At 50.5% G+C, this 12,662-nt stretch carries 8 protein-coding genes; 3 read left to right on the top strand and 5 right to left on the bottom strand.

Features of this window, described 5'->3' with window-relative positions; genetic code table 11:
* The first annotated feature begins 98 nt into the window (after positions 1-98).
* From M2404_RS12705 to M2404_RS12695, 3 genes are all read left to right on the top strand, one after another.
* Complete coding sequence (locus M2404_RS12705; RefSeq protein WP_259240123.1) at positions 99-1,445, top strand: Fic family protein; 1,347 nt, start codon at positions 99-101, stop codon at positions 1,443-1,445.
* Between the two features lie 223 nt (positions 1,446-1,668).
* Entirely contained in the window at positions 1,669-2,484 is an 816-nt protein-coding gene (locus M2404_RS12700; RefSeq protein ID WP_259240122.1) for a nucleotide-binding protein, read from the top strand.
* A gap of 142 nt (positions 2,485-2,626) precedes the next feature.
* Positions 2,627-3,019 (top strand): hypothetical protein, encoded by a 393-nt coding sequence (locus M2404_RS12695; RefSeq protein ID WP_259240121.1) that lies wholly within the window; start codon positions 2,627-2,629, stop codon positions 3,017-3,019.
* An 81-nt stretch (positions 3,020-3,100) separates the two neighbouring features.
* Here the strand turns inward: M2404_RS12695 and M2404_RS12690 are convergent, their stop codons facing one another.
* The 5 genes from M2404_RS12690 to M2404_RS12670 are packed head-to-tail and all read right to left on the bottom strand — an operon-like array spanning position 3,101 to position 12,656.
* A complete protein-coding gene (locus tag M2404_RS12690; RefSeq protein WP_259240120.1) occupies positions 3,101-5,041 on the bottom strand; it encodes a sialate O-acetylesterase in 1,941 nt (646 codons plus the stop codon).
* Complete coding sequence (locus tag M2404_RS12685) at positions 5,029-7,602, bottom strand: glycoside hydrolase family 3 protein (protein ID WP_259240119.1); 2,574 nt, start codon at positions 7,600-7,602, stop codon at positions 5,029-5,031. Before M2404_RS12685 ends, M2404_RS12690 begins: the two co-directional genes overlap by 13 nt.
* Positions 7,603-7,651: 49 nt before the next feature.
* A complete protein-coding gene (locus tag M2404_RS12680) occupies positions 7,652-10,114 on the bottom strand; it encodes a glycoside hydrolase family 3 N-terminal domain-containing protein (RefSeq protein WP_259240118.1) in 2,463 nt (820 codons plus the stop codon).
* Positions 10,115-10,128: 14 nt separating this feature from the next.
* Positions 10,129-11,133, bottom strand: coding sequence for a glycoside hydrolase family 43 protein (locus M2404_RS12675; protein ID WP_259240117.1), 1,005 nt, complete (start codon positions 11,131-11,133; stop codon positions 10,129-10,131).
* 5 nt (positions 11,134-11,138) lie between these two features.
* The gene (locus tag M2404_RS12670) at positions 11,139-12,656 is read right to left on the bottom strand and encodes an MFS transporter (protein ID WP_259240116.1); all 1,518 of its coding nucleotides are present in this window, start codon (positions 12,654-12,656) and stop codon (positions 11,139-11,141) included.
* Between the last annotated feature and the right edge of the window lie 6 nt (positions 12,657-12,662).

The raw sequence follows: 12,662 nt of genomic DNA, 5'->3' as shown, positions 1-12,662 counted from the left end.
ACTTATGCATGCTATATAACTCAAATTTTAAAATTTGAGTTTAAATAATAAAAAGCTTACTCTAAAAACCAAATAAGCAAGTTTGTCAGAGATACGTTATGGCTAAGTCGAGAGTTGAAAAACCACCAGTACTCAGTATTCCTGAAGATCTTGAGGTTGTTATTCCGCTTTTGGAAAAGTGTGATGTAACAGATTCTGATGGCCGTTATCTGCACTGGAGCCAGTTCAAATGGCGGGTTCCTAAAGAAAACGCAGAAAACTTATGGAAAGCTGTCAAATTTAAACGGATGTCACAATACAAGCCTATCGGATTATTTGATGAACACGGGGCTCCATTTGTTTATTGCACACCTCACTCGATGGAGGCGATCCTGTATCAACTGGTTAAAGTGACCGGTGGAAACGTGGGCGCGGTAGCTGATTCAGCAGCGAGTGACAGCCTGCAGAGCAGGTTTTTGGTTTCTTCATTAATAATGGAAGAAGCCATTACCAGTGCCCAGTTAGAAGGTGCGTCGACAACCCGGGAAGTTGCAAAAAAAATGCTGGAAGACGGGAGAGAGCCGGTCGATGAAGATGAACGGATGATTCTCAATAACTATCTGTTACTAAAATACGCCGAGCAAAATAGTAAAAACACATTAACACTCGATATGATTCTTGAGTTTCACAGGATAGCAACCGCCGGAACTACTGAAAACAGTGTGATCCCTGGTCAGTTCAGGCAGCACAACGATATATATATAGAAGACGGTGATGGCAATATTGCCCACCAACCACCGGATTTTTCTACGATAGAAAACCGGTTGCTGAAGCTGTGCGAATTCGCCAATACAAATCACACCGGCATAGAGGGTAACGACTTTATACACCCTATGATTAAGGCAATAACGTTACACTTTATGATTGGATATGAGCATCCCTTCAGAGATGGAAACGGCAGGACAGCCAGAGCCCTGTTTTACTGGTTTATGTTGAAAAGTGATTATATTCTGTTCAAATACATTTCCATCAGTAAGCTTTTAAGAGAGAAGCCAAGAGAGTACGGTTTGTCTTATATGTACACTGAAAAAGACAGCAACGATCTTACTTATTTTATCTACTTTCAGTTAGATACAATATACAAAGCCTTCGATGAGCTAAAAAAATACCTGAATCAAAAAGCGACTGAGTTTCAGAAAATATCTGAAGTACTGGAGAGAACGTCCTGGGGTTCAAAACTTAACTTTATCCAAAAAGATTTAATTAAAAAGGCAGTTAAAGAACCAGGCAGAGTTTTTAGCGCAAAAGAAATTTCCAGCTCTTACTCAGTTTCAGAAAATACAGCACGCAGTTATCTGACAAAGCTGGTTGAAATGAAGCTTTTTTTCAGTACCAAAGATGGAAGAACAATAATTTATATCGCACCATCTGAGCTTCTATCCAAGCTGAACGGAAAAAAAGCATAACAAGGCGCACTATTCCAGATTAGTAATAAACGGGTTAAGACAGCTTAGCCCGCACTTATCGCCAGCACGACTATCAGCTGTTTCTATAAGTTATTGTAAGTTTTAAATAAGCGGTGTAGTGTTCTGTACATTTACAAGCATGGGTTAACCCGTGTTTAACTGCGGCTCGACCCGCCGAATAAGTGTTATGCCCTTTGGTGACCAAGAATATATAGAGAGAAATATGGACAGTGATAAAACACTTATAGATAACCTTATAACTGAAGGACAGAGGTTTACTTGGTCGAACTTCTGTCAAGCTGACACCGACTATCCAGGTCAATATGCAGGAACGGACGTGCCTGAGTGGCTAGCGTGGAAAACTAGAACTCGTAATGCTGTCGACCGAATTTGTAAAGATTCATCTCCAGCGCGTGCTCTTGCAGCAAAAGGTATATCGTTAATTACAAAAGGAAATGGAAGAGATAATTTCGAGGGTGCTAAGTCCAACCTATTGAAGGCACTTGAGCTTACTAGAGCAGCTCTAGAGTCTGATGTTTATGGTGAGCTTGCGGGACCGACTGCAACACATCGTTCGGCATCCCTGTCAAATAAGGTCTTCGTTGTTCATGGACATGATACTGAGTTAAAAACGGACGTTGAGAGGTTTTTGCATGAAATTGGCCTAGAGCCAGTGGTTCTTCATCGTCAAGTAGATGAGGGAGCAACAATAATTGAGAAGTTCGAAAAGCACGCGGATGTGGGATATGCCTTCATCCTATTGACACCTGACGAGGTTGCTTTCGCTGTTAGCCAATTAGATCTTTCTGATAAAGAAAGGCACTTGGAAAAGCGAGCAAGACCAAATGTAATTTTTGAATTCGGATATTTTGTGGGGAGACTCGGACGCTCGCGAGTATGTTGTGTACATAAAGGTGAGGTTGCAATACCTAGTGATTTGAGCGGTCTTGTATACAAGAAGATAGGCAGCTCTATAGATGAGCAAGCGTACAGCATCATTCGTGAACTTAAAGCCGCTGGCTATGATGTGCGTATTTAGGCATAACAAACTACTGTACCGGAAAAAGGGGGCGGAGCTAATAATAACCATTTTTTATGCAAGCAACTGAAATATAATGGATTAGCCAAACTTAACTTTGATTGTCTCCGACCCCTTTTGCAAAAATCCCGAGGTTTGATGAATGAAAGCTAAACCTAGTTCAGTCATTTATAAATCGCTCCTTGTGGTATTTATACTCGGTACTTTATTTGCATTTTTTCTGTGGTCGAGCTCGCTTCATGAAGTCGTTGAAGAAGGAGGTGCATATGGATTTACTATTGGTACTAGTAAAGCAGAAGTTCTTACGCATCTGCATGATAAATCCGAAAAAGGCATAGAAATAATAAATTTGGTATACAGCGACAAATCTTCTAGAAGTGCTTCACTATCTTCACCTTCAGAGTATTTCAATGACTCAAATAAGTGGATAATTATGTTTGACTCCGCCTATTTCTTCGACAGTGTTACGTTGGAGTTCTGTGAAGATAACCTATGCAAGCTTTTCAGAAAGAGGCAGTATTTTGAAACACCTTAGAAGAGCCGCTGTGTTTAGCGTCTATAACATAGCGCCCATTGGGCGCTAACAAAGATAAAATATTGATGGCTGGCTGAGTATTTACTTTGGCTGGTAAATAAAAGGTGATGCCGGTAAACCTTCGGTGTTATAAAGCACTGCATCCGGGTTATCGGCCCAGGCGTAGCGTACTTGTACCGGCGCGGTAATATCAGCATGCGACAGCACTAATTGCTTACCCTGCAGCTTTACCTGCGCCCAGCGATACTTGCCGTCGCTGCCGGCGATGGCAAAACTTTGGCCGGGTTTGAGTACCAGTTGCTGATCAAAGCTAAGCAGTAATTTATTGCCCTGCGCTTGTACCGACAACAACTGCGGCCCCTGATACTGCACATCTTCGCCCAGCGCTACCGCCCTCGCGGCTAACGCCAGGCGCTGGCCTAAGGTTTTTTTATCTACCGGATGAATATCGTTCCACTCGCCGGTATCAATTGCCACCACCATAGCGGTATCCGGCTCGGCTAAGCTGTGGCGCTGCGCTTCGCGTAACCCGGCCCAGTGGCTGTCGGTAGGCTCTGGTGTTTTTTCCAGATAATTAGCCAACTGCACGAATAAAAATGGTAACGGCTGTTGCTGGCCGCCATTTTGCGCCCATTTTGCCCGCCAATCGCGGATCATCGCGGTAAAACGCGGCTGATACTGCGCGTACTGGCCAACATTAGATTCACCCTGATACCAGATCACGCCTTTAACCGGCAGATAAGTTAACGGCGCGGTTAAGCCGTTAAATAAGCCCAGCGGTTTCCAGCGGATAAAGGTATCTCCCGGTAAAGGCTCTGCTTGGGCGGAGCTTTGCATTTTCCACGGCCCGGTTAAATCCAGCTTGTTATTGTCTGTGCCAAGCCAATAGGGTTTATCCGGCATTAAGCCGGTTTTACCATTGGTGGCGGTAATACGAACTGCCAGCAGGTTGCTACCGGCTTTAAGCAGGTTGTCGGGTAAAGCATAACGGCGCGGCGGGTACTGATAGGTGGTATCACCCACTTGCGTGCCATTGATATATACCTCGTCGGCATCGACGATAGAGCCCAGCCGCAAGGTATTAGCCTGTGCCGCCTGTTTGGCAGTTAGCTGCACTGTTTTACGCAACCACCAGACACCGGTAAAAGGCCCGGGCCGAAAGCCCGGCACGTTAAAGCTGGCCCAGTTGCTGTCGTCCAAAGCAGTGCTATACCAGGGTGTGCTGCTGGTTAAGCCCGCATCACGCTGCTGTAAATCACCATACCACTGTGCATTTTTTGCCTTATCGGCCTCGGTAACTGCCTGAATATGCTTATCGTCGCGAAAGCGGAGGCCTTCAGCCAGCGCGTCAGGAAATGGCTGCAGCGCCTGCTCGCTCATCCAGGCTTCAACCGGCGAGCCACCCAGCGCATTATTTAAAATGCCGATGGCTATGCCGTTATGGTTGAACAAGTTACGGGCAAAATAAAACGCCAGTGCAGAAAACCCGCTAATAGTGTCCGGGCTGGCAGCAACCCAGTGGCCGCTGCTGAAATCCTGCTGCGGCTTTTTAAAATTGTAATGCTGCGGTACTTTAAACTGGCGGATTAACGGATAGCTGGCGGCGGTTAAATCCTGCGGATAGGCCTCGGCCAGGCGTGCCATCTCCATTTCCATATTAGACTGGCCCGACGCCACCCAGACATCACCAAAATAAATGTCCTGCAACGTGATCTGGTTATGGCCGTGAAAGCTTAGCTGATAAGGCCCACCGGCGGGTTGTGCTGCCAGCTTAAGCTGCCAGCGGCCGTTGACAGGCTTAGCCTGGCCAATGACTTTGCCATTAAAGCGCACTTCAACCGCTTCGTCGGTAGCAGCCCAGCCCCACAATGTAATAGCGCTGTCGCGCTGCAACACCATACCATCGCTAATCAGTTTTGGCAGGCTGATATCAGCAAATGCCAGCGGGCTAAGCAGCAGTGCAATATATAAGCTGGCGTGCTTAACCCAGGCGGTATAGCCAGCAAATTTTAGTTGCCGCATGTGGCATTGCCTTCATTTTGCGCCAGCCGCACATTAGCCAGTTGTAACACCAGGCCAGCACCAGCTTGCAGCACCATTGGCCGGGTAACTTTACTGATATCAAAAGTGCTGTCGGCTTCACTAAAGCAGCGCAACGCAATTTTCATACTCTGCCAGCCCTTACCCTGCATTTGCGCCAGTTGGCCGCTGATATCAATATTGGCGCTGCAGTTGTCGCCGCATTGCATGCCAAGCGTAGTGTTATTGCTGCTAAGCGCCAGCACCTGATATTCCAGTTCCAGCGCCATATCGCCGTTAGACTGACGGGCTAAATCCAGCACTGCACCGTCGGCATGGGTTAGCAGCACTGTGCCAGGCTGCGCAAAGCTAAGCGTAACCGAGTCTTCCTGCTGCAACCGGTCTGTGGCAGTGGCGGTTACTGCGCCACGGGCTGAGGTATGCAGGGCGTCTGTTACCCGGGTGATCTGGCCCCGATCGAGCAATTGCAACTGCCAGGGTGTTACGGCTTTACCGGCATGCAGATAACGGCTGGTATTGAGCATTTGATCAGCGCTGATGCCGGCTTCTTCATGCAGTTGGCCCACAGTGGTATTGTCGCCGTAGTTTAAACCATAGCCGTAGGCAAACAGCGGCTTGTAGCCCGCATCGCCGACGTTAAGCGGCTCGCCTTTGGCGTTATCCGGCCAGGAGAATGACAATTTGCCCTGAAAATTATGCTGCACAGCACCTGCAGGCGAGCGGAACAGCACATCGGCCACCGCTCCACCTTCGCTGCCGGGTAAAAACGCAGCAACAAAAGCATCAGACTGATTCAGCTCAGGGTTTACCCACAACGGCCGGCCGGATAAAAACACCGCCACGGTAGGAATACCCTGGCTTTTTAGTTGGCTAAGAATTTGCAAACCGCGGTTGTCGTCAAACGCCAGATGGCTGCGATCGCCAATAAACTCGGCATAAGGCTCTTCACCAAATACGACTATGGCAACATCAGGGCGCTGGCTGTAACGGCCGTTTTCGCTAAGCTCCACACTGCCGCCCCCGGCAGTAACCGTTTGCAGGATACCGGTATAAATAGAGTCGCCATTAGGAAAATCACTGTTGGCATTACCCGAGCCCTGCCAGCTTAATGTCCAGCCGCCGCTTTGCTTACCGATATTATCGGCACCGTCGCCCGCCACCAGCACCCGGCCAGTTGGCTGAAGTGGCAGTAACTGCTGGTTATTTTTCAGCAATACCAGTGACTTACGCGCAGCTTCACGTGCCAGTGCCCGGTGCTGTGCATTGCCCAGCAGTTCATAACGCCCGGCCAGTGGCCGTTCAGAGGGTTTTACCTGCTCAAATAAGCCCATTTCTGCCTTAATGCGTAGTATGCGCAGTACGGCTTCATCCAGCCGCGCCATCGGCAGGCGGCCGTCTTTTACCTGTGCCAGTGTATTGGCATACAGCGCCTGCCAACTGTCCGGCGCCATATACATATCCAGCCCGGCAATAACCGAGGCCGCACAATCTGTTGGCGTACAGCCGCTTATCTGGCCGTGGCCGTTCCAATCGCCTACCACAAAACCATCAAAGCCCATCCGGTGTACTAAAACGTCGGTTAGCATAGAGGCAAAACCGTGCATTTTATCGCCATGCCAGCTGTTGTAAGACGCCATTACCACCCGTGCACCGGCCTTAATGGCGCTGTAGTAAGCTGGCGCATGAATATCACGCAGTTGTGCTTCAGTATCTATACTGTCGCCCTGATCTTTACCGCCGACAGTGCCGCCATCACCCAAAAAGTGTTTAACCGTAGCCAGCATATGCTCGCCACGCAAAAAGTCTGCGGCGCCCGGCATGCCCTGAATACCCTGCAAAATATGCGGCGCATAGCTGGCGACCAGTGCCGGGTCTTCACTGTACGACTCATAAGTGCGGCCCCAGCGGTCGTCACGCGCTACCGCAATGGTTGGCGCAAAAGTCCAGTCCAGCCCGGTTACCTGCATTTCAACAGCAGTAGCACGGCCAATAGCATGCAGTAGCTGCGGTTCGCGCATGGCGCCCAGGCCAATATTATGCGGAAAAATGGTCGCACCTTTTACATTGCTGTGGCCGTGCACGGCATCGGTACCCCAGATCAGCGGAATGTACGGCCTGCCATCGCTGGTGTCGGTGCTGGCCTGCCAAAACGCATCGGCCAGCTGCAACCAGGCAGCTGCACCAACCCGGTTATCACGCCCCGGTGCCGAGTTGCCACCGTTTAGCACCGAGCCCAGGTAATAATCGCGCGCTTGCTGGGGTGTAACCGAGGCAATATCGGCCTGAATAATCTGGCCGACTTTCTGCTCGGGTGTCATCTGGCGGAGCAAGGCGTTAATTTTGTCTTCTATTTGCTGGTTGCGCGCAATCGGCGCGCTTTGCAGTGGCCAGTTTTGTGGCTGGATCTGCGGTTTTTCTACGCCCTGGCTGCTGCCGTCAGGTGCCTGCCCAGCACAACCAACCAGCGCCAAACTGCAGGCTAACGCCAGTGTCAGCATGCCCGACAACTGCCCGCTGCCGTGATATCGCTTGCTTTGTTGCATAATTCCTCCCGCTGTTGCGGTTAATCCTATTGTGATATGCCCACCGCGGTTATTTATTGCTGATCACGGCCTGGCTCAGATACGCCTTATTGTTAGCTACTTCAGTCACGTCACCTTTAATAACAAAACTGCCTGTTAAGCGAATATCTGCCGACGAACTGCCCAGCATCAGGCGGATTTCGCCCGGCTCCACTACCCAGCGCATGTGCTGATCAAAAAACGCCAGCAGGTTAACCGGCACAGTAAACTGCAGTGTGGCCTGTTCGCCGGGTTTAAGGGGTACCCGCTTAAAGCCGGTTAACTGCTGCACCGGCCGGGTGACACTGGCCAGCGGATCATTAATGTACAACTGCACCACCTCAGTGCCCTGGCGCTGGCCGCTGTTTTGCACCGTCAGGCTTATTTGCACTTCGTCATTGGCGCTGGCATCGCTGGCATCAATCTGCAAGTTGCTGTAGGTAAAGCTGGTGTAGCTCAGGCCATGGCCAAAGGGATACAGCGGGCTCATGTCGTCAAACAAATAGCCACGTTTAGCAGAGGCTTTATGGTTGTAATAGCTGGGAATATGGCCAGCACTGCGCGGGAATGTCAGCGGCAACTTGCCAGACGGGTTAACATCGCCAAACAGCACATTGGCCACAGCAGCACCGGTTTCCTGCCCCAGATACCAGGCTTCAATAATGGCTGGTGCTGTTTCGGCCAACTCGCCAAGTGCCAGCGGCCGGCCGTTAGTTAGCAGCAGTACTACTGGCTTGCCGGTAGCCAGAATGGCCTGCGCCAGCTGCAGCTGGTTACCTACCAGCGCTAAACTGGTGCGGTCGCCCAAATGGCTTTCGGCCCAGGCTTCGCGCGATAAGCCCTCGTTTTCACCTAACACCAGTACCACCGCATCGGCGGTTTTTGCCAGTGCCACGGCTTCGTCCAGCAGGCCTTTACGATCGTTATCAGTCGCCAGCGCTATAGGATCATAGTTCCAGCGTTGCATAGAAAACGTACCGGCCGCCTGGCTGCGCTGGCGGATATCTGAGGTAATAAAAGCCTGGTTCTGCTCTTGTGCTTTAGTTGCTGTTAAGGCTTTGGTTAAAACAGTGCCACGGGCAAACTGCACTTGTGCTTTACCCTGCAGGTTTTGTTTTAAGCCCTGATAAATACTCACTGTCTGGCGTGGAATACTGCTGTAACCGCCCAGCAGCACTTCATCGGCATGCGGCCCAATAACCGCCAGCTTGCTAATTTTTGCTGCATTTAGCGGTAAAATGCCGTCATTTTTTAGTAGCACCATGGATTTTTCCGCCACCCGCCGGGCAAAGTCGCGATCGTTAGCAGCCCCCACCAGTGCGTTGGCTTTGCTGGCATCAACATAGGGGTTGTCAAACAAACCCAAGCGGAATTTCAGCGCCAGTACGCGGCGTACTGCGGTGTCTATCGCGCTTTCGTCTAACTGACCACTTTGCACCAGTGCTGTTAAGTGCGGGAAGGTTTTCGGATCCGGCGTTTCCATATCCACCCCGGCCAGTAAGGCGGCTTTGGCTGCAGCGGCCTCGGTGTCGTACAAATTATGGCGGCTGTTCAGCTCTTCAATGGCAAAATAGTCACTGACAATTACGCCGGTAAAACCCCATTCTTTGCGCACTATATCTTGCAATAAGGCGCGGTTAACATGCGATGGAATGCCATCAATTTCATTGTACGATGCCATAATACTGGCGGCATGCGCCAGCTTTACAGCTGCTTCAAACGGCGGCAAAAATACTTCATGCAGCTCACGCGGGGAAATGTGTGCCGGGGCAATATTTAGCCCGGCTTGCGGCTGGCCATGGCCGGTAAGATGCTTTAATGTCGCGACCACTTTATCTGGCGCAAACTGGCCGGTTTTACCGCTGTTACCCTGAAAGCCCTGTACCGCTGCCACCCCCATCGCTGACATCAGGTAAGGATCTTCGCCCATGGTTTCTTCAATCCGGCCCCAGCGCGGGTCGCGGGCAATATCCAGAATCGGCGTTAAGGCCCAGTGTACCCCGGTAGCGCGCATTTCGCGGGCGGCCAGCGCATATACATCATGCATATCTTCCGGCGACCAGCTGCTGGCCAGCGCGATTGCCTGTGGAAAGCTGGTGGCATCAAAAGCGGCATAGCCGTGCAGCGCTTCTTCGTGCATCAGCGCTGGAATGCCCAGCCGGGTATTCTCTTTTAGCCAGCGCTGCAGTGCATTGTTAAATTCTGCCATTTGTTGTGGTGTTTTAAATTCGCTCGGCCGGCCGATATGGCCAATGCCCAGCGGGATAATTTGTGCTGCTTTGTCGGCTAAAAACTGCAGTTGCGGCCCTTCCATCCCCCGGCGTTGCTGCCACACCGTTTGCAACTGGGCGACTTTTTCTTCCAGTGTCATGCGGGCCAGTAAATCGTCTACCCGTTGCTCTGTGCTCAGGCTGGCGTTTTGATATGGCTGTTGCGCTAACACAGTAAATACTGCGCTAACCCCTAATAGTGCTGCAAGCAGTTGCCTGGCCATGCGGTGCCTCCTGTTTAGTCGCGGTACGGCGTTAAAGTGCGGATCCGCCCTTCGGCGTCATACTGTAGTTCAGCCATTTTTACCGAGCGTAAATGGGTTACTCCTTCAGACAGCACCGAGTCGTGGTAAAACAGATACCATTTACCGTTAAATTCGCAGATAGAATGATGGGTAGTCCAGCCGATAACCGGTTCCAATATACGGCCCTGATAAGTAAAAGGGCCGTAGGGGCTGTTGCCGGTGGCATAGCAAAGATAATGGGTATCGCCGGTAGAATAAGAAAAATAGTATTTACCGTTATACTTATGCAGCCAGGACGCTTCAAAAAAGCGCCGCTCAGTATCACCGGCCAGTAATGGCTGGCCGTGTTCGTCCTGGATTAAAATTTCGCGCGGCGCTTCGGCAAATTCCAGCATATTGTCGGTTAGCCGGGCCACTTTGGGCCCCAGTGCCGGTTCATTGGCGGCAGGTTCGGCATATTGCGCATCGTAGTGGTTATTGCGGTACTGCTGTAACTGGCCACCCCAGATGCCGCCAAAGTACAGATAGTAGCTGCCATCATCGTCGGCAAATACGGCCGGGTCTATTGAGTAACTGCCCTGTATTGGCTGCGGCTGTGCCGTAAAAGGCCCGGCTGGGCTATCACCGGTTGCGACACCCAACTGAAAGCGGCCATCGGCTTTTTTCGCCGGAAAATAAAAATAATATTTATCGCCTTTTTTTGCCGCATCCGGTGCCCACATTTGCCGCTCTGCCCAGGGTACGTCGTTAATATGCAGCGCTACGCCGTGATCTACTGCAGTGGCATCGGGGTCGTCCAGCGACAGTACGTGGTAATCCTGCATGGCAAAATGATCGCCGTTGTCATTAAAGGCAATACCCGCGTCAATGTCGTGCGACGGGTAAATATAAATACGGCCGTCAAACACATGCGCTGATGGGTCGGCAGTGTAAATATGCTCTACCAGTGGTTGCGAAATTGCTTTGGCTTTTAGAGCTTTATAATCGGTGGCGGACATTAGCGTTATTCTCCCTGCAGCACACCAGCCGCGGCGCGGCGCTGGCTTAGTTCTTGTTCAATCTGCATTTCTTTATGCTTATTAATTTCATACACAAACATGCAGGCCACACCGAGTAAAAACGGCAGCGCCGCATATAAACTAACCGACAGTTTAATGCCGTTAATGGTGCTTTCGGCCTGGGTGGCTAACAGGGCGTCATAACCGTAATGCGCCAGAATGCCTGCTACCAGAGCACCGCCGATACTCAGCCCTAATTTGAGGCCGAAAATCATCGCTGAAAAAATAATGGCGGTGGCGCGGCGGTGGTTTTTCCATTCGGAATAATCAGCCACGTCGGCAATCATGGCCCACAGCAGCGGAATAGTAATGCCGTAAAAAAAGCCGTGCAGCAGCTGCGCTAAAAACACCAGACCAATAGCATCAGGCGGCAGCAGATAAAACAGCAGAATAAACAGCGTAGAAATAAACAGCGCCACGGCAAACACATCACGCTTGCCAAACCTGTCGGCCAGCGGCTTGGAAAAACCAATACCAATAATCATGCAGATAATGCCGCCGGCATTAAACAGGCTAAAACCCGAGGTAGCGGCATCTTGCGGCCAGAGAAACTCCGTTAAACCCATGCCGGTAAGCAGGCTGTTTAAACCGGCAATAAAACGATTAAAGCCGATATGTTGCAGAAATTGCGCAACATGTGGCGCACTGAGGTAATGCTCAAAGTAAAAAATATACATGCCGCCTTTTAGTGCCAGCGTAATAAACACCAGCACCGTTAACAGCAGCAGAATAAACCACGGCTTGTTGCGTAGCAGATCGCCTAAGTCCTGGCGGATACTGGAACTGCCGCTGCTAAGGGTAAGCACCCGCTCTTTGGTGGTAATAAAGGTGATCAGAAAAAAAGCGATACCCACACAGGCAAACAGCGTCATGGTGTTTTCAAAGCCCACGGCTTTATCGCCGTCGCCCAGGATCAGCACCAGTGGTAGCAACAGCGCCTGAATAATAAACTGCGCCACCATTACCGCTACAAAGCGGTATGCCGACAAGCTGTTACGTTCGGCCATATTGCCGGTAAGTACGCCGCTTAATGCCGAATATGGCAGGTTATTGGCCGAATACACCAGCACCAGCAACACATAAGTTGTAAAAGCATAAATAATTTTACCCTGCGGGCTGAAATCGGGCGTGCTGAACGCCAGCAAAGCAATAACGCCGAAGGGCACGGCTGTCCATAAAATCCAGGGCCGGAATTTACCCCAGCGGCTTTGGGTTCTGTCAGCAATCAGCCCCATTACCGGGTTAAAAAAAGCACCGATAATACCGCCGGTAAAAATAATAGCCGCCGCAGAGCCAGCCGGGATCTGATAAACGTCGGTATAGAAAAAAGCCAGAAAGGTCATCAGTGTCTGAAAGATCAGGTTAGCCGCCAGATCGCCGAGGCTATAGCCGATTTTTTCTGTCACACTAAGCTTTTCTGGCGTACTGAGTTTTGCTGTGGCGCTTGAGCTAGCTGTCTGCATCTTTGC

Source organism: Rheinheimera pacifica (assembly GCF_024809855.1).
Lineage (GTDB): Bacteria > Pseudomonadota > Gammaproteobacteria > Enterobacterales > Alteromonadaceae > Alishewanella > Alishewanella pacifica_A.
This window is presented reverse-complemented; position numbering and strand designations above follow the sequence as displayed.